The organism is Streptomyces sp. NPDC059002, from assembly GCF_042740435.1.
In the GTDB taxonomy this organism is placed as follows: domain Bacteria; phylum Actinomycetota; class Actinomycetes; order Streptomycetales; family Streptomycetaceae; genus Streptomyces.
In genome coordinates, this window is sequence record NZ_JBHYJI010000045.1 from 1 (window position 1) to 21378 (window position 21378).

Sequence of the window (21378 nt, forward strand, 5' to 3'; positions counted from 1 at the left end):
GCCCGATTCCCAGTCGAAGTGGGGTTGTCTTCCCGGCTGTTGGGCCGTTCCGACGTCTCAAACTCTAGCGGGTTTTCCCGGCGACTCATAATCGAGCCTTGGAATTGAATTCGGGCATGCCGAATGGGTTCCGTTGGGAGGTCGTGCAGAGTTTGATGTGCCGCTTTCCGCGGCGGGAGTGGCTGTCGCAGAACCGTTACGGCTCCGTGGCAACCCGAAGAACCTTACGGATCGGGCAGGTGACTGTCAAGCCCCACCGGGGACCCTTCAGTCCAGGTCGCTGAGGCGTCCGCCGGCGTCCGGCTGGGCGTGCTCCACCCGACGTAGAAGACGGGTCAGTACTTCACCCAGGACGCCGCGCTCCTCCTGCGACAGGTCCTGGAGGAGGTCCTCCTCGAAGACCGTGGCCAGGCGCATCGCCTCCAGCCACTTCTCGCGGCCCTCCGCGGTCAGCTCGACGATCACGCGGACACGGTTGGACTCGTCGCGGTCCCTGGTGACCAGGCCCTCCCCCACCATGCGGTCGATGCGGTGGGTCATGGCGGCCGGCGTGAGGCCGAGGCGCTTGGCCAGGTCCCCGGGGCCCATTTGGTACGGGGCTCCGGAGAGGACCAGGGCCTTGAGGACCTCCCACTCGGCGTTGCTGATGCCGAGGGTCGCGGTCTGGCGGCCGTAGGCGACGTTCATGCGGCGGTTCAGGCGGCCGAGGGCCGAGACGATCTCCTCGACCTGGGGGTCGAGGTCCTGGAACTCCCGCTGGTACGCGGCGATCTGCTCTTCAAGTGTCGGCTCACTTGGGCCGGGGGTGTCACCCATGGGCCGAGTATGGCACGGCCCTGCTTGGCATTGAAGTCCTTCAGTGTGTATTGTTTAGACCCTAACTTTAGCTTCGAAGTCTTCACGTCTAACTCCTAAGGCAGGTGAAAGTGACCAGGGCGATGGGCGCACAGATGCGCCGGATCCATGTGGGCAACGCACTGAGTGCGTTCGGTCTCGGCTTTACCGTCCCCTTCCTGTACGTCTACGTGGCGCAGGTGCGGGATCTCGGTGCGGTGACGGCGGGTCTTGTGCTCGCCGCCTTCGCCGTGGCCGCTCTGATCGTGCTGCCGTTCTCCGGTCGGGCCATCGACCGACGGGGGCCGCTGCCCGTACTGATCGTCGCGCTGTTCTCCGCCGCCGTGGGTGCGATGAGCCTCGGGCTCTCGAGCAGCCCGGAGTTCGTCCTCGTCTCGGCCGGTCTGCTCGGGGCCGGTCAGGCCGTGATGCAGCCCGCGCTCGCCACGATGATCGTGGAGTGCTCCACCCCGGACACCCGCACGCGCGCCTTCGCCACGCAGTTCTTCCTGCAGAACCTGGGACTCGGCGTCGGCGGTCTCATCGGCGGCCAGATCGTGAAGCACGAGCGGCCCGGCGACTTCACGCTGCTCTTCGCCATCGAGACGGTCATCTTCCTGGTGCTCATCGCCGTGATGCTGACCGCGCGCATGCCCCGCTCCGCGCGGATCGCCGATGCCACCCCGCAGGCGCGGGGCAGCATGAAGGACGTCTTCCGCAACCGCGTCATGGTGCAGCTGTGCGTCCTGGGCTTCGTGGTCTTCTTCGCCTGCTACGGACAGTTCGAGTCGGGCCTTTCGGCGTACGGCGTGGAGGCCGCGGGCATCTCGCCCTCGACGCTCGGCATCGCCCTCGCCGCGAACACCGGCGCCATCGTGATCGCGCAGTTCGCGGTCCTGCGGTTCGTCGAGCGGCGCAAGCGCTCCCAGGTCATCGCGTCCGTCGGGCTCATCTGGGCCGTGGCGTGGATCGCCGCGGGCTACGCGGGGATGGGACACGGCAGCCAGGCCATGGCCACCGCCGCGTTCATCTCGACGTACGCCCTGTTCGGTCTCGGCGAGACGATGCTCGCGCCGACCGTCGCCCCGCTGGTCGCCGATCTCGCGCCGGAGTCGATGGTCGGGCGCTACAACTCGGCCTTCGCCCTGGTCAAGCAGCTGGCCCTGGCGGTGGGACCGGCCGTGGGCGGGCCGATGGGTGCCACGCTGCACGCGCCGTACATCGTGATGTTCCTGCTGTTCTCGCTGGGCATCACCGTGCTCGCGCTGCGGCTCGGGCGCCAGCTGACGCCCCTGCAGAACCACCCGTACAAGGAGAGCAGCAAGGTCGTCGCGCAGGGCACTCCTGAGCCGGTCACCACGAGTTCCTGAGCGGGTCGATCCCGAAAAGCGCCCCTCCGTAGGCCCCGGTTTTCGAACCGGGGCCTACGCGCGTGGGAGGGCGAATTCGCACCAGACCGCCTTGCCGCCGCCCGGTGTGCGGCGCGAGCCCCAGCTGGAGGCGATCGTGGCGACGATGGCGATGCCGCGTCCCGCCTCGTCGGCCGGTTCGGCGCGGCGGCGGCGCGGCAGGTGGTCGTCGCCGTCGGTGACCTCGATGATCAGGCGGCGATCGGTGCGGCGCAGCCGGAGCCGCATCGGCGGGGTGCCGTGCTGGAGGGAGTTGGCGACCAGTTCGCTGGCCGCCAGGACGCCCAGGTCGTGCAGCTCCGGGGAGAAGCGCCAGCTGGCGAGGACTCCCGTGGCGAAGGCACGCGCGCGTGGTGCCGCCTCCACGCCGCCGAGCAGCTCCAGGGCGGCGTTGCGGAAGAGCTCCGCGTCCGAGCCCGTGCGGGCCGGGTGCTGGAGGACCAGGACGGCGACGTCGTCGTCATGGTCGGCGGTCACTCCCAGGGCGCGGATCAGCCGGTCGCACACCACTTGGGGGGTGCCGGTCGCGCCGGCGAGGGCGCGCTCCAGGGAGGCCACTCCTTCGTCGATGTCCTCGCTGCGCCGCTCGACCAGGCCGTCGGTGTAGAGGACGGCGGTGGAGCCGGGGCTGAGCGGCACGGAGCCCGAGGTGTGCATCCAGCCGCCGGTGCCGAGCGGGGGTCCTGTGGGCTCCTCGGCGCGGTGGATCACGCCGTTCTCGTCGCGGACGAGGATGGGCAGGTGCCCCGCGGACGCGTAGACGAGGCTTCCTTCGTTCGGGTCGTGCACCGCGTAGACACAGGTGGCGATCTGGCTCGCGTCGATCTCGGCGGCGAGGCCGTCCAGGAGCTGGAGGACCTCGTGCGGGGGCAGGTCGAGCCGGGCGTAGGCGCGGACGGCCGTGCGGAGCTGGCCCATGACGGCCGCCGCGCGCACGCCGCGTCCCATCACGTCGCCGATGACGAGGGCGGTGCGGCCGCCGCCGAGCGTGATCACGTCGTACCAGTCGCCGCCGACCGCGGCCTCGGTGCCGCCCGGCTGGTACGTGGCGGCGATGCGCAGGTCGTCGGGCTGCTCCAGCTCCTGGGGCAGGAGGGACTTCTGGAGGGTGACGGCCGTCTCGCGCTGGGCGCGCTCGCTGGTGCGCAGGCGCTCGGCGGCCTCGGCGTGGTCGGTGACGTCGGCGGCGAACACCAGGACGCCGCCGCCCTCTTCGGGGCCCGCGGCGGAGCCGCCGAGCGGCAGCGTCACGGGGGTGCACGTGAAGGTGTACGAGCGGCCGCCGGGCGCCTTGCGGGACTTGACGGTGCGTGGCTTGGAGCTGCGCAGGACCTGGTCCAGGAGCGGCAGCAGGCCCAGTTCGTCCAGCTCGGGCAGCGCGTCGCGCGCGGGTTCGCCGACGGGGCGGGGGCCGAAGGCGGCCACGTAGGCGTCATTGACGTACGCGATGCGGTGGTCGGCGCCGTGCACGAGGGCGACGAGGGCCGGGATGTGGTCGAGGACGTCGCGGGCGGGCAGTTCGTCGATCTCGCCGACGGGCAGGGGATCCGCTCCGTCGGCGGGCCGCTCGGCGCGGGCCGCCGGGACGGAGCTCTCGCCCCGCTGTGCCGGGGAGGTTCCCTGTTCGGTCCGCGCGGCTGCGCGGCGCTGCGTTCCGGGGAGCCGGGCGCTCCAGCGCGTGAAGTTCACTGCGGTAGGCCTCGTGGTGTCGCTTCTGGATCGGAAACACAGCATGTCGAGGGGCGCACGGCCCCGGTGTCGGCCTGACGGCCCGCCCATGGTCACACGAACAGTCTGGCCGACCGGACTGACATCCGTCAGACGCCGGTCCTGTACGGGGAGTTCCTGACTCCGGTCAGGAGGACTCCTTCGGGCGCTCGCCCCCGGCCGCGAGTTCGAACTCCGCACGGGGATGTTCGAGCGACCCCAGGGAGACGATCTCGCGTTTGAACAGGCCGGACAGGGTCCATTCGGCGAGCACACGGGACTTGCGGTTGATGGTCGGCACTCTGCTCAAGTGGTAGACGCGGTGCATGAACCAGGCAGGGTAGCCCTTCAGCTTGCGTCCGTAGACGTGCGCGACACCTTTGTGCAGTCCCAGGGACGCCACCGAGCCGACGTATTTGTGCGTGTAGTCCTGAAGGGGCTGCTTGCGCAGGGACGCGGTGATGTTGTCGCCGAGGGTCTTGGCCTGGCGTACCGCGTGCTGGGCGTTGGGCGCGCACTCCTTGCCGGGTTCGTCGGCGGTGACGTCGGGGACGGCGGCGGCGTCTCCCGCTCCCCACGCGTGCGTGGCGCCGTCGACGGTCAGCTGCGCGGTGCACTTGAGGCGGCCGCGTTCGTTCAGCGGCAGTCCGGCCGCGGCGAGGACGGGGTGCGGTTTGACCCCGGCGGTCCACACGACGGTCCTGGTGGGGAAGCGTGCGCCGTCGCTGAGCACCGCCACCCGGTCCTCGCACGAGTCAAGGCGGGTCTCCAGGCGTACGTCGATATTGCGCCGTCGCAGCTCGCGCACGGTGTACTTGCCCATCGCCTCGCCGACTTCGGGCAGGATCCGGTCGGAGGCCTCGACGAGGATCCACTTCATGTCCTCGGCCTTGACGTTGTGGTAGTACCGCGCGGCGTAGCGCGCCATGTCCTCCAGCTCGCCGAGTGCCTCGACGCCCGCGTAGCCGCCGCCCACGAAGACGAAGGTCAGGGCGGCGTCGCGGACCGCGGGGTCGCGGGTCGACGAGGCGATGTCCATCTGCTCGATGACGTGGTTGCGCAGGCCGATGGCCTCTTCGACGGTCTTGAAGCCGATGGCGTAGTCGGCGAGGCCGGGCACGGGCAGGGTGCGCGCGATGGAGCCGGGTGCCAGGACGATCTCGTCGTACGCGATGTCGACGGCGCCCGTGCCTTCCTCCTCGGTGGCGAGCGTGGTGAAGGTCGCGGTGCGCTTGGCGTGGTCGACCGAGCTGACCTCGCCGATGACGATGCGGCATTTGTCGAGGACGCGGCGCAGCGGGACGACGACGTGGCGCGGCGAGATGGATCCGGCCGCCGCCTCGGGCAGGAAAGGCTGATACGTCATGTACGGCTCGGGCGTGATCACGACGATCTCGGCCTCACCCCGCTTGAGCTCCGGCTTCAGCTTCCGCTGAAGGCGCAGGGCGGTGTACATGCCGACGTAGCCGCCGCCGACGACGAGAATGCGCACAGGTTCCGGGGATACGGGGGTCGTCCCCCGGGAGATCGCAGCCTTCACCATCCCATGACGCACCCGGCTTCGGAGTTTGTCCACAGGCCCGGCAATTTGTGTGACCGGACGTGCCGCGCGGCGGGCGGTCGGCCGCTTGTCGTGCGGCATGAAAGGTGTGCAGGTCAGCGGGTGCGGGGAGGGTACGGGGGTGGGGTGTAATACGGCCTGAAAAGGTGCGTACTCCGATCGGGGGGCGCTCCGTGCGGAACCCACCTCTTCTGAATTGACTCTGGCTCAACTATGTTCGTGTGACGTCGGGGTGTCGGGGGATGCGCTCGTCGAGCCGAGAATCCGGGCTCGCGGAAGGGCTCGCTCCTCACACGCCGGTTGCCAATGGCGGGGAGTGTCTCCGGGGGGAGACGTCATTACCGGGGGAACGTGTATGCACATTCAGGAGACCCACTGGACTTCCGCTGCCGCATCGGCATCTGCCGTCGGCCCGAGCGGGAACGGACGTGACATGGGGGAAGGAGCGCGCACGACACCTTTGCGTGTCGACGCACAGCGCAATCTCGAACATGTACTTCGAGCGGCACGCGAAGTCTTCGGCGAGCTGGGTTACGGCGCGCCGATGGAAGATGTCGCGCGCCGCGCGCGGGTCGGCGTCGGCACTGTCTACCGACGCTTCCCGAGCAAGGACGTGCTGGTCCGGCGCATAGCCGAGGAGGAGACCTCCCGGCTGACCGACCAGGCGCGTGCGGCGCTCGGGCAGGAGGACGAGCCGTGGTCGGCGCTCTCGCGCTTCCTGCGGACGTCCGTGGCATCGGGTGCGGGCCGGCTGCTGCCGCCCCAGGTGCTGCGGGTGAGCGTCGAGGACGGCGCCGCCCAGGAGGACGAGGTGCGGGTGCCGCAGCAGCGGCAGTCGACCCCGGACTCGCCCGAGCTGCGCCTGATCGAACAGCGCCAGGCGCCCGTCGAGGAGTCGACCTCCGCGGCGGCCGCCGCGGGTGACGACGCGGGGGCGGCGACGCTGCTCGACGTCGTCGGACGCCTCGTCGAGCGGGCCCGTGCCGCGGGCGAGCTGCGGCCGGACGTGACGGTGTCGGACGTGCTGCTGGTGATAGCGACGGCGGCGCCTTCGCTGCCGGATGCGGCGCAGCAGGCCGCGGCCTCTTCGCGGCTGCTCGACATCCTGCTCGAAGGGCTGCGGTCGCGGCCCGCGTAGCGGATCGGGGCGCCCGTGCGGTCATCTCATCCGGTGGGGGGGCTCAACTCCCCGTACGACAAAGGTTGTTGAGCCTTCCCCGAATGAGTGAACGGTAGTGCTCGATTTCGGGAAGTCGCCCCGGATGGGTGGTTGCCCGTCTTCACTGTCGGCCTGAGCGCGGCTGTATGGCACTCTTTCCCGGTGTCGGGTCTGAGTGTGCAACCGGGGGCGTTCCGCGATGAGTGTTGACGGTCGGGACGAGCCGTCCGGCGGCTTCGGCGAGGAATCCCCCTCGGGAAGCGGCGGCACGGAGACCGGTGGGCTGCCGTCGCGGCAGGTGCCGAGTCAGGGCGGTCCCGGCGGCAGTGCGGGGACTCCGGTGTCGGGCGGCGATCCCAGTGTGCCCTCGCAGCGTGAGGGCGGCGTGGGTGCGGTGCCGCCCGCGAGCGGTGAGGCGCCGCTCTCCGACGCCGACTTGATCGCGGGCATGCGCGCGGGCGACGACTCGGCGTACGAGGAGTTGTACCGCAGGCATGCCGAGGCCGTCCGGCGCTACTCCCGCACCTGCTGCCGGGACGCGCACACCGCCGACGACCTGACCGCCGAGGTCTTCGCCCGCATGCTGCAGGCGGTGCGCGGCGGCAGCGGGCCCGAGCACGCGGTCCGCGCCTATCTGCTGACCACGGTGCGGCGCGTCGCCGCCGGGTGGACGAAGTCGGCGAAGCGCGAGCAGCTGGTCGACGACTTCGCGGTGTTCGCCGCGCAGGCGTCGCGCAGCGCCGAGGTGTCCGACGACGACACGCTCGACCTGGGCGCGGACGTCCGTGCGATGCACGAGGCCGAGCAGTCCATGGCCATGCAGGCGTTCCGGAGTCTGCCGGAGCGCTGGCAGGCCGTGCTGTGGCACACGGAGATCGAGGACGAGTCGCCGAGCGACGTCGCCACGCTCTTCGGTCTCGACGCGAACGGCACGCGGGTCCTTGCGAGCCGTGCCCGCGAGGGCCTCAAGCAGGCCTATCTGCAGGCGCATGTGAGCGCCACGCTCACCGAGAGCGAGGAGTGCGCGCGCTACGCCGACCGGCTCGGCGCCTATGCCCGCGGCGGTCTGCGCACCCGTGCCGAGCGGGGCCTGCGCAAGCACTTGGAGGAGTGCGCCAAGTGCCGCCTCGCGGCAGGCCAGATCAAGGAAGTCGCCAGCGGCATCCCCGCGGTCGTGCCGATCGCGGTCATCGGCTGGTTCGGTGCCGCCGGGTACGCGAAGGTGGCCGCGCTCATCGGTGGCGGCGCGGCCGGAGCCGGTGCCGCGGGAGCCGCGGGCGCGGCCGCCGCGAGCGGGTCGTCCGGGGGTGCCGCCGGTGGCGGTGCCGCCGCGTCCGAAGGGCTCGGGGCCCCGGCGAAGGCCGGTATCGCGGCGAGCGTCGTCGTGGCGGCCGGGGTCGCCGCGGCGATCGCGCTGACCGGTGGCGGCGGCAAGTCCAAGGCGGATCCGCCGCCGAAGGAGCCGGTGGTGTCCGAGTCGATCGTGCCGCAGAAGCCGCCGCCCCCGAAGCCGAAGCCCAAGCCGACTCCGCCGCCCCCCGCGCCGAAGCCGGCCCCGAAGCCCACCCCCACGCCGAAGCCGAAGCCGCCCGTCAAGGAGAAGCCCAAGCCGAAGCCGCCGCCCCCCGCGCCGCCCAAGCCCAAGCCGACCCCGCCGAAGCCCACCCCTACTCCGACACCGACGCCGACCCCCACACCGGCGCCGAAGGTCTACCAGTGGAACGAGCTGGAGTACGGCGCCATGGGTGACGGCACCAAGCCTGAGATGCGGCTCGGCGAGAGCAGCTGGGTGTGGCAGCGCTGGGGCATGTCGATCGCCGACAAGCAGTACGGGCACGGGGTGACCGTGCACGGCGAGTCCTCCGTCACGATCGACCTGAACCGCAGCTGTTCGACGTACGACGCGCTCGTCGGTGTCGACGACATGACGATGGGGCTCGGCGCGCTGCGCTTCTCCGTGTACGCGGACGGGGCGCGGCTGTGGCAGTCGCCGCTGATGAAGGGCGGCGACCCCGCGGTGCCGGTGCAGGTGAGCCTGACCGGGCGCAAGACGATCCGCCTGGTCGTGGAGCCGCACACGCCCTTCGACTCGGTGGCGCTCGCGGACTGGGCACAGTCCCGGCTGCACTGCGGCTAGGGCCTGTCCGGCGGATCCGGGCCCTAGGGCAGCGCCGCGGCCAGTTCCGCGAAGACGTCGTCGGTCGTCAGTGTGCTGCCCGCGGTGGACTCGGTGTCGTAGCGATGGGCGCCGAGGGCGGTGCGGGCCTCCCGTTCGACCCTCTTCGCTTCGGCCGCCGCTCGCGCCGGGCGCCGGTAGCCGCTGCGCAGGCGTGTGCCCGCGGCCAGTACGCGGACCGCGCGCGCGTGCTGGCCGAGATCGCTCAGGAGCGTGGCGGCGCTGTCCGTGAGCGAGGCCATGATCATCTCGGAGCACTGGCTGGCCACGGCGTCCCGCAGCGCCTCCGCCAGGACCGGCAGGCCCGCTTCCGGGCCGCGGGTGAGGGCGAGGACCTGGGCCTCGAGACCGCTCAGGGCCGCGGCGAACTGCGGCGGCGGGGTACCGACCGCGGAATCGCGGCGGGCCTCGTCGCACAGCTCCCTTGCCAGCGTGGAGTCGCCCTCGTCCAGGGCCATCATCGCCCGCAGCAGCCGTACGAAGGCGCGTGACTCCATCACCCCGTACCGCTCGGCCTCCGTGCTCGCCTCGTCCAGGATCTTCTCCGCGACGGCCGTGCTGCCCTCGTGGTAGGCGCTCTCGGCGAGCCGGGCCATCAGGAAGGACGTCTCGGCATAGGCACCCACTTCGTAGGCGAGCCGCAGCCCTTCCTCGTAGGCGAGGCGGGCCTCCGCGTAGTGGCTGCGGGCCAGCGCCGCCTCGCCCGTCACACTGCTCACCTGGGCGCGCAGCCAGCGGTCGCCGACGCGGTGGCTCAGGATCCGGAGTTCCTCGATGTCCTCGTCGACGCCCGAGAGGTTGCCCGGTGTGTCGACGGCCATGTGCGTACGGAACATCAGGACGACGCTGAGCTCCCAGTCCCCGCCGTACCTACGGCAGTTGGCCATGGAGCGCTCCAGGGCGGGGCGGGCGTCCTTCGGCAGGCCGCCGGTGAAGAAGATGGTGAACGGCCAGATGATGCCGGGGAAGCGGGCGGACTCGGGGACCGGCCGGTCGAAGGCGTGCCGCACCCGCTCGACGTACGTCTTCTGGTCCTCGTCCGCGGCGAGCAGCGACCCGGTCGTCCTGGCCTCCTCGACCAGGAACAGATGGAGGAGGCGCAGGTTCATCCACGGCCAGTAGAGCGGATCGTCCTCGGTGACGTCGGTGATCGGCGGGGCCAGGCGCAGGATCCGGGTCAGCCACTCGACGCCCTCCCTGCGGTAGTTGCGCAGCCACCAGAACCAGGCGGTGTTCAGCGCCATCGCGATGGCCTGTCCGATGTCACCGGCCTCGATGGTGCGCAGGATGGCCGCGCGGATGTTGTCGAGCTCGGTCTCCAGGCGCTCGATCCACGGCAGTTGCTCGGCGGAGCGGAGCAGGGGCTCGGCCTTGGCGACGAGCGCGCCGAAGTACGCACGGTGCCGGGCCTGGGCGGCGGCGTGCAGTTCGGGGGCCTCGGCGGCGCGCTCCGTCGCGTACTCGTGGATGGTCTCCAGCATGCGATAGCGCATGCCGCCGTCCTCGGTCCCGTCGCCGGGGGTGGCGACGATCAGGGACTTGTCGACGAGCGCGCCGATCAAGTCCGTGGCGGGCCCGGTGCAGACCGCCTCGGCGGCCTCCAGGTCCCATCCTCCGGCGAAGACGGACACCTCGCGCAGCACCGTCCGCTCGGCCTCGCCGAGCAGGTCCCAGGACCAGTCGACGACGGCACGCAGGGTCTGCTGGCGGGGCAGCACCGTGCGGGCGCCGCTGGTGAGGAGGCGGAAGCGGTCATCGAGGCGGTCGGCAATCTGGCGCGGGGTGAGCAACCGCAGCCGGGCGGCGGCCAGTTCGATGGCGAGCGGCAGACCGTCCAGGCGGCGGCAGATCTCGGCGACGGCTTCGGCGTCCTGCCCGGGGTCGAAGCCGGGCCGCACCGCCATGGCCCGCTCGGTGAACAGGCGGTGCGCCGGGTCGGGCGGGAGCGGCTCGACGGGGCGCACGGACTCACCGGGCACGCCCAGGGGTTCGCGGCTGGTGGCGACGATGGTGAGGTCGGGGCAGTGGGTGAGGAGGGTCTCGGCGAGTTCGGCGGCGGCGCCGATCACGTGTTCGCAGTTGTCAAGGATCAGGACGAGGCTGCGGGGTGCGCAGTACTCGACGAGCAGGGCGACCGGGTCGTCCTGCGGGGCCGTCAACTCGCTGGTCATCAGGACGGTTTCGCGCAGTCGGAGCGCACTGACGACAGCGCCGGGCACCGCCTCGGGGTGGTCGAGCGGGGCGAGCTCGGCCAGCCAGGCGCTCGGCTGCCCGGCGGCGGCTTCCTCGGCGAGGCGGGTCTTGCCGGAGCCGCCGGGTCCGGTGAGGGTGACCAGGCGGGCTCTGTGCATGTCTGAACGGATGGCGGCGAGTTCGGGTTCCCGGCCGACGAAAGACGTCAGGCGGGCGCGGATGTTCCCGTTCCACTCGGGCCGCTCGCGGCGTTCTGGGCGCTCGGGTCGCTCTGGCTGCTCGGGTCGCTCGGACTGCTGCGGCTGTTCCCGCCGTTGCCACCCTTCCGACCTCTGAGGCTGCTGTGGCTGCTGCTGCGGCCGTTGTGCCCGCGGCGACCGCCGCACCTCCTCCTCCGGCAGCCTCAACAACTCCGCGTGCAATTCCCGCAGTTCGTGCCCGGGGTCCGCGCCGAGTCCCTCCGCGAGCGTGCGGCGCGCGTCCTCGTAGGCGGCGAGCGCGTCGGCTCCGCGGCCCGCGTCGCGCAGGGCGCGGATCAGCAGGGCGTGCAGCGACTCGTCGTACGGCTGGGCGGTGGTCAGCTCCCGCAACTCCGGTACGACCTCGGGGGCGTGCCCGAGCAGCAGGTCCGCCTCGATCCGCGCGCGGACGGCCTCGGCGCGGCGGGCCTCGGGCCGGGTGGCGGCGGAGCGGTCGGGCAGGTCGGCGAGTGCGGGCCCGCGCCACAGGGCGAGCGCCGCGCGCAGGACGCGGGCCGCGGTCTCCGGTTCCCCGCGGTCGAGCACGGCCCTGCCCTCGCGCGCGAGGCGTTCGAAACGGTGCAGGTCGACGTCGTCGGGGGCGACGGCGAGGCGGTAGCCGCCGGGGTCCGACGCGACGGCGTCCTTGCCGATGGCCCTGCGCAGCCGGCCGACCAGGGCCTGCAGGGCGGCGGGGGCGTCGGCGGGCGGGGCGTCGGCCCAGACCTCGTCGATGAGGGCGTGCACCGCGGTCGTGCGGTCGGCCCGCAGCGCGAGGGCGGCCAGCAGGGCGCGCAGCCGCGGGCCGCCCACGGGCAGGGGCGTGCCTTGTTCGTCGTACGCCTCGGTGGCGCCCAGGATTCCGTACCGCACCGGCTCATTCTCCCCGGCGCGGTGCGTGAGGGCGCGGGGTTTCCTTCCGGCCGAGTGGCGTGGGGCCGCAGGGAGCCCGGGCGCCCGGCTGCAGGGGGCCCTAGCGCCCGGCTCCTAGCGCTCCCCTCTGCGGAACCACGGTCCCCGTAGGAACTGCCCGTTGCCGTGCTGGAGTCCCCGTCCAGCACGTTCCTCTTCGCGACAGGAGGCGGCGCAGCCACAGCTCCGTGGAGACGAGGTCGGCCAGGCCGTCCAGCGGCAGCGGCTCGCCGTCGGCCGCCGAGCGCAGGGCCTTGCGTACGACACGGGCCTCGACCAGGCCCGCCTGGGCGAGCAGCGGGGTGTCGAAGAGGGCGATCAGGTCGTCCACCGCCACGCGCAGGCCGGTGCGGGCCGCCGCCGCGTTCGACGCGTGGGACGGGGCGCCCCAGCCGGGCGGCAGATCGGCGACTCCGGCGCCTTCGAGGACCGTGCGCAGGATCGCGGCCCGCGCCCCCGGCTGGACGCGCAGGGCCTCGGGGAGCGCGCGGCAGGCGCGGACGACCTGGTTGTCCAGGAAGGGCGCGTGCAGGCGCTGGAAGCGGACCTCGGCGGCCTGTTCCAGGACGCGGAGGTCGGCCGCGTGCCGGGCGAGGGCCGCCCGCGCGCGGAAGTCGCCGGGGCGCTGTCCCGGGTTGCCGCCAGGACGCATCGTCGTGTCCTGGAGGCGAACCGATACTTCAGCGAGGGCCTCGCCGGTCAGCCAGCGCGCGGCGGGTCCCGGTCTGGCCCATGCGAGGGCGGCGAGGGACGCCCCCACTGCTCCTCCCGGTTCGTCGAAGCGGCGCTGCAGGAGGCGGTCGGCGAGCGACTCGACGCCCGCGCGGTGCGGCATGCGGGCGAGCTTGCGGGCCGCGCCGTACACGCGCGCGGGGACCATCACCGAACCGTCCGCCTTCGCCAACGCGGCCACCGGGCGCACCAGATGACGGCGTTTGCGGTCCATCAGGAGGTCGGCGAGGCGGGCCGGGTGGGCGTCGAGCACCTGCCGGGCTCCGTAGCCCGTGAAGTGGTCCGCGCTGCCCGACGAGAGGCGGGCGCGGTGGCGCTGGGCGGTCACCAGGGCGGCGCTCGGCTCGTCCGTCAGGGGCCCGTCCAGGTCGGCGTAGGGCAGGGCCTCCTCGCCCGCGGCGACGACGACGTGGTGCAGGCGGGGGTTGGCCGCGATGGCGCCGGCCCGTTCCAGTTCGGCCTCGCGGCCGTTGACGGCCAGGTCGTTGAAGGTGACGGCGAGGAGCCGCTCGCCCGCGCCCGTGCCGTGGCCGAGGACCGTGCCGGGCATGCCGGGCAGACCGGCCGCAAGGAGGGCGAGGGTTCCCGATGCGGGTCCTCCGGAGAGGTCGGCTCCGATGCCGGGCACCGGCATGCCGCGGGCCGCGCGCCGCTCGGCGGGCCCCATGCCGGGTACCGGGCCCGGGTCGACGTCCGTGCCGGGCACGTGGCGCGGGGCGGTGAGCCGGGCGCGCACCGCCTCTATGAGGGCGTCCCTGACGCCGTCCACCGCACTGGTGGCGTCGGCCGACGGGGCCGCGACGGCGAGTGAGGCCACGGGTTCGTACCCGGCGATCTCCCGCGCGCCCGCGCGCAGGATCAGCGCGTGCCCCGGGGGCACGCGGCGCACGCCCTGGTAGGGCGTCGAGTCGTGCAGCGCCTCGGGGACGTCGGGGGCGGCGAGCAGCGCCGCGAGGTGGCCGATGTCCAGGTGGGCCTCGATGAGGTCGGCCAGGGGCAGTGCGGCGGTGGCGTAGGCCGTGCCGTCCGCCCAGGGGGTGTAGAAGACGGGGCGGGCGCCCGCGAGATCACCGGCGATCATGACGCGGCGGCCGACCTGGACGACCGCGGTGTAGCTGCCCGACCACGCCGTGAGATGGCGCAGGGCGCCGCCGCGCGCGGCGAAGAGGCCGACCCGCAGCTCCTCGTCGGAGGCCCCGCAGGTGCCGAGCACCGCGATCCTGGTCTGTTCGTCGGCCGTCACGGTCCGTACTTCGTCGGCGCGCCAGTCGCCGACGGCCCAGAGCGGATCCGGGTCGCCCCACAGGAGTTGGGAGCCCACCGGGTGCACGGTCTCGCCGTCGTCGCCGGTGGCCCCGGCCGAGCCCACCACCGAAGCCTTCGCGGCGGTACTGCTCCACCCCACCAACCACCGCATCGCTGCCTCCACAGGCTGTGGACGAACCACCGGCGGGGCTTGCGAAGCCGCCGACGGCGCCAAGGACGACCAGTGCACCGAAGAACTGGGGTCCCATGCTGCCACGAAGGAGGCGTGCGGGAGGGACTACGGGGCCGCTTGCGCGACGATGAATACGCCCTGGGAGTGCGGTAGTTGAAGGGCAGAACGACGCCCCTCTCCTTGGCCTCTCCGCGCACATGGGCGAAATGCCCGCTACCTCCGACAGTCGCTTTTCGGCCAAATAGGCCTGTGATGAGCCCACCGCGGAACCGTTCGAAGGCAACGCACAGTCCGGGAGGCGGTGTTCGCCTCCCGGACCGGTCCGCCGCCCGCGGGGATGGAGGCGGCGGTGTCCCCCAGCCCACTGACTCCAGCGCAGCGGGCCGACCCACGCACCGTCAATGGAAGCGCTCCCGCCATGGCCGGAGAAGAGCGCACGCACGGGCGCACGGCCACACACCGGGAGCACGCAGTGACGACGCCGCACTTCCGTACGGACAACAATCTCGCCATACGGAACTGGGCCTCTTAACGCTTGGGATGCGGCGAACTACGCTGTGTGTGCTGATGTTTTCGCGGAGGCATATACCTGGAGGATCGGCCAAACGCTCTTGCGGCCGGGATTCCGGCCACGACGACCGGGGCTCACGCCGCGGTGCGCGTGGCCGCGGGTGCCGCTGCCACCGGGGGAACGCAGCACGAATGCCGCGCGGTCCAGCCACTGCCCGGCAGCCGTCTGTGTCGAGGGGTGGCGCATGTCCAGGGAGCAACGCGGGCCGAACGAAAAGCTCGGCACCGTTCTCGCCCTCGCGGGAATCAGCAATGCGGGACTCGCGCGCAGGGTCAACGACCTTGGCGCTCAACGCGGGTTGACGCTTCGTTACGACAAGACATCCGTGGCCCGCTGGGTGTCCAAGGGCATGGTGCCCCAAGGCGCCGCGCCCCACCTGATCGCGGCCGCCATCGGGCAGAAACTCGGCCGCCCGGTGCCGCTGCACGAGATCGGCCTCGCGGACGCGGACCCCGCCCCCGAAGTCGGCCTCGCCTTCCCGCGCGACGTGGGAGCCGCGGTGAAGTCGGCGACCGAGCTCTACCGCCTCGACCTGGCGGGCCGCCGCGCGGGCACCGGCGGCATCTGGCAGTCCCTCGCCGGATCCTTCGCGGTGAGCGCGTACGCGACGCCCGCGTCACGCTGGCTGATAACGCCGGCCGACAGCTCGGTCGCCCGCGACGTCTCCAGGGACCCCGTCCCCGCCGATGACAGCGGCGCGCCCATGAAGGTCGGGCACAGCGACGTACTGAAGCTGCGGGAGGCCGCCGAGGACGCGCGGCGCTGGGACTCCAAGTACGGCGGCGGCGACTGGCGTTCGTCGATGGTCCCCGAGTGTCTGCGGGTCGAGGCCGCGCCCCTGCTGCTCGGCTCGTACTCGGACGAGGTCGGACGTGCCCTCTTCGGAGCGTCCGCCGAACTGACGCGCCTGGCCGGCTGGATGGCGTTCGACACCGGCCAGCAGGAAGCGGCCCAGCGCTACTACATCCAGGCGCTGCGGCTCGCGCGCGCGGCGGCGGACGTACCCCTTGGGGGATACGTCCTGGCGTCCATGTCCCTCCAGGCGACCTACCGCGGCTTCGGCGACGAAGGGGTCGACCTCGCGCAGGCCGCCCTGGAACGCAACCGCGGCCTGGCCACTGCGCGGACCATGAGCTTCTTCCGTCTCGTCGAGGCACGGGCACACGCGCGTGCCAATGACGCACAGGCCGCAGGGGCCGCGCTGCGGGCCGCCGAGGGCTGGCTGGAGCGGGCCCGCGACGGGGACAACGACCCGTCCTGGCTCGGCTTCTACTCCTACGACCGCTTCGCCGCCGACGCCGCCGAGTGCTACCGCGACCTGAAGGCACCCCGTCAGGTCCGCCGCTTCACGGAGCAGGCGCTGTCCCGGCCCACGGAGGAGTTCGTGCGCTCCCACGGGTTACGGCTCGTGGTGTCGGCGGTCGCCGAGCTGGAGTCCGGGAACCTCGACGCGGCCTGCGAGCAGGGGACGCGTGCGCTCGAGGTCGCGGGGCGGATCTCCTCCGCGCGGACCACGGAGTACGTGCGGGACCTGCTGCACCGCCTGGAGCCGTACGGGGACGAGCCGCGCGTGGTCGAACTGCGCGAGCGGGCACGGCCGTTGCTGATGGCCCCGGCCTAGGGGCCGCGGGCCGCCCTCCCGGCAGGCGGCGGACCGTCGCCATCCGCCCGGCGGAGGCACGGGTCCGCACGTGAACGGGCGGGTGGACCCGGGTTAACCCGCGCGGAGCGGCCGGGGAGGATCCGACGTCCCAGGTTTGAGGGCGTTGTCAGTGGCGCAGGGCAATATCTGTGGTGGGAGGTGAGGCGCGGTGAACAAGGTCGCGTACGACTGCGATGTGCTGGTGATCGGCGGCGGGATCGTCGGCCTGTCGACGGCGTATGCCCTCACGCGCACCGCCCCCGGCACCCGCGTGACCGTCCTGGAGAAGGAGCAGGCCCCGGCCCGGCACCAGACGGGGCGCAACAGCGGGGTGATCCACAGCGGGATCTACTACCGCCCCGGCTCGCTCAAGGCGCGGTACGCGGTCCGTGGCGCCGCCGAGATGATCAAGTTCTGCGCGGAGTACGGCATCGCGCACGAGGTCACGGGCAAGCTGATCGTCGCCACGGAGCGCGCGGAGCTCCCCCGGCTGCACGCCCTCGTCCAGCGCGGCAGGGAGAACGGCATTCCGGTGCGCGAGCTGGGCCCCGCCCAGATCAGCGAGTACGAACCGGAGGTCCGCGGCCTCGCCGCCATCCACGTCGGCACGACCGGCATCTGTGACTACGGCGCGGTGGCGGAACGCCTCGCCGACGCCTCCGGGGCCGAGATTCGCTACGGGTCGGGCGGCGAGGTCGTCCACATCGACCGCCGCGCCGACCTCGGCGTCGCCGTGCGTACGGCCGACGGCGGTGTCCTGCGGGCCAAGGTCCTGGTGAACTGCGCGGGGCTGCACTGCGACGAGATCGCGCGGCGCACCGGGGACGACCCGGAGATGCGGATCGTGCCCTTCCGCGGTGAGTACTTCGAGCTGGCAAGGCCCGAACTCGTGCGCGGCCTCGTCTATCCCGTGCCCGACCCGGCCTTCCCCTTCCTCGGCGTGCACCTCACCCGGGGCATCGACGGCGGCGTCCACGTGGGGCCGAACGCGGTGCCCGCGCTCGCCCGCGAGGGGTACGCATGGCCGGTCGTGCGTCCCCGCGAGCTCGCCGGGACCCTCGCGTGGCCCGGCTCCTGGCACATAGCCCGGCGCCACTGGCGGTACGGGGCGGGTGAGCTGCGGCGATCCCTCTCCAAGTCCGCGTTCTCCGATGCGGTGCGGAGGCTGCTGCCCGCGGTGCGTTCCGAGGATCTGGTCGCCGCTCCCGCGGGGGTGCGGGCGCAGGCCGTTCTGCGGGACGGGACGCTGGTGGACGACTTCTTGATACGGGAGGGGGCGCGGGCCATTCATGTGCTGAACGCGCCGTCCCCGGCGGCTACGGCGTCCCTCCCCATTGGCAGGGAGGTTGCCCGCCGGGCGCTTGGGGCGCTGCGGGTGGTTGAGTGAGGTTGCGTGCTCCCTGCGGGTTCGTGAGGGCTTGTCGCGCCCGCGCGGCGGAGCCGCACATGTCACAGCCCCGCGCCCCTTACGGGGCCCGTACGGGGCCGTCCATCGCTCGTACCCCGTAAAATTGCCGCACTGTGTCTGACTCATCCAACGCCCCCCAAGCTCCCCAGTCGACCGGCCGGCCGCAGGCCGTGCCTCGGTTTCCCGGGGGGCCGTCGCCCGATCCCGCGGGGTCGCATCATGAGCGGCGGATCCGTAGTTTTCAGCCCCGGCGGAGCCGGGTGACCACCAGCCAGGGGGATGCGCTGCGGCGGCTCTGGCCGAAGTGGGGGCTGGACATCGACGGGCTGCGCACGCTGGATCTCGCGGAGCTGTTCGCGGGGGACGACGGGAAGCCGTCGGAGAAGCCCGTCGTCCTGGAGATCGGGTTCGGCATGGGCGAGGCCACGGCCCAGATGGCCGGGGCCGACCCGGACACCGGAATCCTCGCGGTCGACGTGCACACCCCGGGACAGGGCAACCTCCTCGGGCTCGCCGAGCGGAACGGCCTGACCAATGTGCGCGTGGCCAACGGCGACGCGATCATCCTGCTCCGCGAGATGCTGCCGCCCGCGTCCCTCGACGGCCTGCGCGTCTACTTCCCCGACCCCTGGCCCAAGGCCCGCCACAACAAGCGCCGCCTGATCCAGCCGGAGTTCCTGACGCTGGCCGCGCCGTCCCTCAAGCCCGGCGCGATCCTGCACTGCGCGACGGACTGGGAGCCGTACGCGGAGCAGATGCTGGAGGTGCTGACCGCGCACCCCGACTTCGAGAACACCCAGGCCGACGGCGGGTACGCCCCGCGCCCCGGCTTCCGGCCCCTCACCCGCTTCGAGGGCCAGGGGCTCGACAAGGGCCACGTCGTCCACGACCTGCTGTTCCGCAGGACCACGGGCGGGACAACCGGAAGCGGCCCGTCCGCCCCGGAGGCCTGAGGCACCGTCGCGGCCACCCGCATCCCTCGTTAGGGTCAACGATGTGGCCACCAGTCCTCCATATCCGATACCTCCCGGGGCGCCCGCTCCGGGAGAGCTCCGCCGTGCGCACTGGTGGCAGCGGCGCGCGATACGCGTGGCCGCGCTCGTCACGCTGCTCGCGCTCTCGGGCCTCGTCATCCTCGCCCTGGTCAGGGAGCAGACCGGCACGGAGGGCTTCCTCGTGGGGCTGGGCCTCGCGGTCGTGCCCGTGCCCCTGCTCGTCGGCGCGTTCCGCTGGCTGGACCGAGTGGCACCGGGCCCCTGGCGGAACCTCCTCTTCTCCTTCTCCTGGGGGGCCTGTGCGGCCGCGCTCATCGCGATCGTCGCGAACAGCTTCGCGATCCGCTGGATAGCCACGACGACCGCCGACCCCAGCAGCGCGGACACCCTCGGCGCGACCGTGATCGCCCCGATCGTCGAGGAGAGCGCGAAGGCGGCGGCCGTGCTGCTCGTCTTTCTCTTCCGCAGACGGGACTTCACCGGGATCGTCGACGGCGTCGTCATCGCCGGGGTGACCGCGACGGGCTTCGCGTTCACCGAGAACATCCTCTATCTGGGCAACGCCTTCGTCACCGACCAGCTCAGCCGCGAGAGCGGCCTCGCATCGGTGACCGCCGCGACCTTCTTCGTACGCGTCGTCATGTCGCCCTTCGCGCACCCGCTGTTCACGGTCCTCACCGGCATCGGCTTCGGCATCGCGGCGCTCAGCTCCGACCGTCAGCAGCTGCGCCGCGTGCTGCTCCCGCTGGCCGGGCTGCTGCTCGCGATGGGCATGCACGCGCTGTGGAACGGCTCGGCGGTCTTCGGGCAGTACGGCTTCTTCACCGTGTACGCGGTCTTCATGCTGCCGTCGTTCGGCCTGCTGACCTGGCTGGCGATCTGGACGCGGCAGCGCGAGCTGCGCACGATCCGCGCCGAGCTGCCCGTGTATGTGGGGGCGGGCTGGCTCACCGCGCCGGAGCCGTACGCCCTCGGCTCGATGCGCGCCCGCGCGCTGGCCCGCGACTACGCCTCGTACACCTGGGGGAAGGCCGCGGCCCGCGCGGTCGGGGAGTACGAGGCGTACGCGACGTCACTGGCGCTGCTGCGGCACCGGGGCCGCAGCGGCCGGGCCGGGGCCGACTTCGTCGTACGCGAGCGGGAGTTGCTCGACGAGCTGTGGGAGCGGCGCGAGCCGTCCAGGCCCGCGCTCGCGTACGCCGCGCGGGCCACGGCGCCGGTCATGCCCCCGATGCCGTACGCCGGATACGGACATCCCGGGTACGGCTTCGTCCCGTACGGCCACGTCCCGTACGGGCAGCCGCAGCCCCACCCGGCGTACGGCTACCCGGCACACAACCCGGCGTACAACCCCTACCGCTCCTGAACGCCGGGCACCACCAAGCAGCGCTAGGCCGAAGCCGCGTTCAGCGTCGAGATCTCGGCGGGCGTCAGTTCCAGGTCCGCCACCGCGAGGAGCGCGGGAAGCTGCTCGACCGTGCGCGCGGAGGCGATCGGCGCGGCCACGGTGGGCTGTGCCGCGAGCCAGGCCAGCGCCACGGTGGCGACCTGCGCGTCGTGCGCCTGGGCGATCTCGTCGAGGGCGGCGAGGACGCGGTCGCCCCGCTCGGTCCCCACGTACTCCTCGGCCCGCGAGCTGCGCGCGCTCTCGACGGGGGTACCCGGGCGGTACTTGCCGGTGAGGAAGCCGGCCGCGAGCCCGAAGTACGGGACGGCCGCGATGCCGGAGCGCGACGCGACCTGCTGGAGGGAGCCTTCGTAGGTGTCGCGGGAGACGAGGTTGTAGTGCGGCTGCAGCGCGACGTAGCGCGCGAGGCCCTCGCGGTCGGAGAAGTCGAGGGCCTCCTGGAGCCGCTCGGGGGAGATGTTGGAGGCGGCGATGGCACGCACCTTGCCCGCCCGCACCAGCTCGTCGAGGGCGCCGATGAACTCTTCCACGGGGACCGAGGGGTCGTCGTAGTGCGTGTAGTAGAGGTCGATGTAGTCGGTGCCGAGGCGCTGGAGGGACGCGTCGGCCGCGCCCTTGATGGTGGCGGCGGACAGGCCCTTGTACTCGGGGAGGGCGCCGACCTTGGTGGCGATGACGAGGTCGGAGCGGTTGCCGCGCTCGGCGATCCACTCGCCGATGAGGGTCTCGGACTCGCCGCCCTTGTTGCCGTCCACAAAGAACGTGTAGGCGTCCGCGGTGTCGATGAAGTTGCCGCCCGCGGCGGCGTAGGCGTCCAGGACGTCGAAGGACGCGGCCCGGTCCGCGGTCCAGCCGAAGACGTTGCCGCCCAGGGAGAGCGGGAAGACCTCGAGGTCGGATGAGCCAAGTGTGCGAAGAGAAGTCATGTGGTGCTCAACGCGCCTGCCGGAAACGGAATTCCGTGTAGGGAGCACCGGACCGGCAGCCCTGACGT

General features: G+C 72.4%; 13 protein-coding genes. 7 read left to right on the forward strand and 6 right to left on the reverse strand.

What is annotated here, in order from left to right; translation table 11 throughout:
• Window positions 1-267: 267 nt before the first annotated feature.
• A complete protein-coding gene (locus ACFWZ2_RS31055; protein WP_384551301.1) occupies window positions 268-816 on the reverse strand; it encodes a MarR family winged helix-turn-helix transcriptional regulator in 549 nt (182 codons plus the stop codon).
• Between the two features lie 122 nt (window positions 817-938).
• On the opposite strand from ACFWZ2_RS31055, the gene ACFWZ2_RS31060 reads away from it, so the two are divergent.
• Window positions 939-2204 (forward strand): MDR family MFS transporter, encoded by a 1266-nt coding sequence (locus ACFWZ2_RS31060; RefSeq protein WP_384551395.1) that lies wholly within the window; start codon window positions 939-941, stop codon window positions 2202-2204.
• A 54-nt stretch (window positions 2205-2258) separates the two neighbouring features.
• Here the strand turns inward: ACFWZ2_RS31060 and ACFWZ2_RS31065 are convergent, their stop codons facing one another.
• Together ACFWZ2_RS31065 and ACFWZ2_RS31070 are read right to left on the reverse strand one after the other, a co-directional pair.
• Window positions 2259-3932: a SpoIIE family protein phosphatase gene (locus ACFWZ2_RS31065; protein WP_384551303.1), complete on the reverse strand. Its 1674-nt coding sequence runs from the start codon at window positions 3930-3932 to the stop codon at window positions 2259-2261.
• Between the two features lie 166 nt (window positions 3933-4098).
• Window positions 4099-5493, reverse strand: a complete 1395-nt coding sequence (locus tag ACFWZ2_RS31070; protein ID WP_384551305.1) for an NAD(P)/FAD-dependent oxidoreductase — start codon at window positions 5491-5493, stop codon at window positions 4099-4101.
• A 373-nt stretch (window positions 5494-5866) separates the two neighbouring features.
• Between ACFWZ2_RS31070 and ACFWZ2_RS31075 the strand changes: the two genes are divergently transcribed.
• Both ACFWZ2_RS31075 and ACFWZ2_RS31080 read left to right on the forward strand, forming a co-directional pair.
• Window positions 5867-6649, forward strand: a complete 783-nt coding sequence (locus tag ACFWZ2_RS31075) for a TetR/AcrR family transcriptional regulator (RefSeq protein ID WP_384551307.1) — start codon at window positions 5867-5869, stop codon at window positions 6647-6649.
• 220 nt (window positions 6650-6869) lie between these two features.
• Window positions 6870-8807, forward strand: a complete 1938-nt coding sequence (locus ACFWZ2_RS31080; RefSeq protein WP_384551309.1) for a sigma-70 family RNA polymerase sigma factor — start codon at window positions 6870-6872, stop codon at window positions 8805-8807.
• Between the two features lie 23 nt (window positions 8808-8830).
• On the opposite strand, the gene ACFWZ2_RS31085 is transcribed toward ACFWZ2_RS31080, so the two are convergent.
• Both ACFWZ2_RS31085 and ACFWZ2_RS31090 read right to left on the reverse strand, forming a co-directional pair.
• Window positions 8831-12151, reverse strand: coding sequence for a BTAD domain-containing putative transcriptional regulator (locus ACFWZ2_RS31085; RefSeq protein WP_384551311.1), 3321 nt, complete (start codon window positions 12149-12151; stop codon window positions 8831-8833).
• A 100-nt stretch (window positions 12152-12251) separates the two neighbouring features.
• Window positions 12252-14339 carry an asparagine synthase-related protein gene (locus ACFWZ2_RS31090; protein WP_384551312.1) on the reverse strand — a complete coding sequence of 696 codons (2088 nt, stop codon included), beginning with the start codon at window positions 14337-14339 and terminating at the stop codon, window positions 12252-12254.
• A gap of 776 nt (window positions 14340-15115) precedes the next feature.
• On the opposite strand from ACFWZ2_RS31090, the gene ACFWZ2_RS31095 reads away from it, so the two are divergent.
• The 4 genes from ACFWZ2_RS31095 (at window position 15116) to ACFWZ2_RS31110 (ending at window position 20342) form a co-directional block, all read left to right on the forward strand.
• The gene (locus ACFWZ2_RS31095) at window positions 15116-16552 is read left to right on the forward strand and encodes an MFS transporter (RefSeq protein ID WP_384551314.1); all 1437 of its coding nucleotides are present in this window, start codon (window positions 15116-15118) and stop codon (window positions 16550-16552) included.
• Window positions 16553-16742: 190 nt separating this feature from the next.
• Entirely contained in the window at window positions 16743-17960 is a 1218-nt protein-coding gene (gene lhgO / locus ACFWZ2_RS31100; RefSeq protein WP_384551316.1) for an L-2-hydroxyglutarate oxidase, read from the forward strand.
• A gap of 134 nt (window positions 17961-18094) precedes the next feature.
• On the forward strand, window positions 18095-18934 hold the full coding sequence (gene trmB / locus ACFWZ2_RS31105) for a tRNA (guanosine(46)-N7)-methyltransferase TrmB (RefSeq protein ID WP_384551317.1): 840 nt from the start codon (window positions 18095-18097) through the stop codon (window positions 18932-18934).
• A 43-nt stretch (window positions 18935-18977) separates the two neighbouring features.
• Window positions 18978-20342, forward strand: coding sequence for a PrsW family glutamic-type intramembrane protease (locus ACFWZ2_RS31110; RefSeq protein WP_384551319.1), 1365 nt, complete (start codon window positions 18978-18980; stop codon window positions 20340-20342).
• A 23-nt stretch (window positions 20343-20365) separates the two neighbouring features.
• Here ACFWZ2_RS31110 and ACFWZ2_RS31115 read toward each other — a convergent pair whose 3' ends face one another.
• Window positions 20366-21310, reverse strand: a complete 945-nt coding sequence (locus tag ACFWZ2_RS31115; RefSeq protein WP_384551320.1) for an aldo/keto reductase — start codon at window positions 21308-21310, stop codon at window positions 20366-20368.
• Window positions 21311-21378: the final 68 nt, after the last annotated feature.

What these genes read in the sequence shown, in the direction of transcription:
- ACFWZ2_RS31090 (WP_384551312.1), bottom strand. Translation starts at nt 14,339, where the DNA reads ATGCGGTGGTTGGTGGGGTGGAGCAGTACCGCCGCGAAGGCTTCGGTG.
- ACFWZ2_RS31055 (WP_384551301.1), bottom strand. Translation starts at nt 816, where the DNA reads ATGGGTGACACCCCCGGCCCAAGTGAGCCGACACTTGAAGAGCAGATC.
- ACFWZ2_RS31075 (WP_384551307.1), top strand. Translation starts at nt 5,867, where the DNA reads ATGCACATTCAGGAGACCCACTGGACTTCCGCTGCCGCATCGGCATCT.
- ACFWZ2_RS31095 (WP_384551314.1), top strand. Translation starts at nt 15,116, where the DNA reads ATGTCCAGGGAGCAACGCGGGCCGAACGAAAAGCTCGGCACCGTTCTC.
- ACFWZ2_RS31080 (WP_384551309.1), top strand. Translation starts at nt 6,870, where the DNA reads ATGAGTGTTGACGGTCGGGACGAGCCGTCCGGCGGCTTCGGCGAGGAA.
- ACFWZ2_RS31115 (WP_384551320.1), bottom strand. Translation starts at nt 21,310, where the DNA reads ATGACTTCTCTTCGCACACTTGGCTCATCCGACCTCGAGGTCTTCCCG.
- ACFWZ2_RS31060 (WP_384551395.1), top strand. Translation starts at nt 939, where the DNA reads ATGGGCGCACAGATGCGCCGGATCCATGTGGGCAACGCACTGAGTGCG.
- ACFWZ2_RS31070 (WP_384551305.1), bottom strand. Translation starts at nt 5,493, where the DNA reads ATGGTGAAGGCTGCGATCTCCCGGGGGACGACCCCCGTATCCCCGGAA.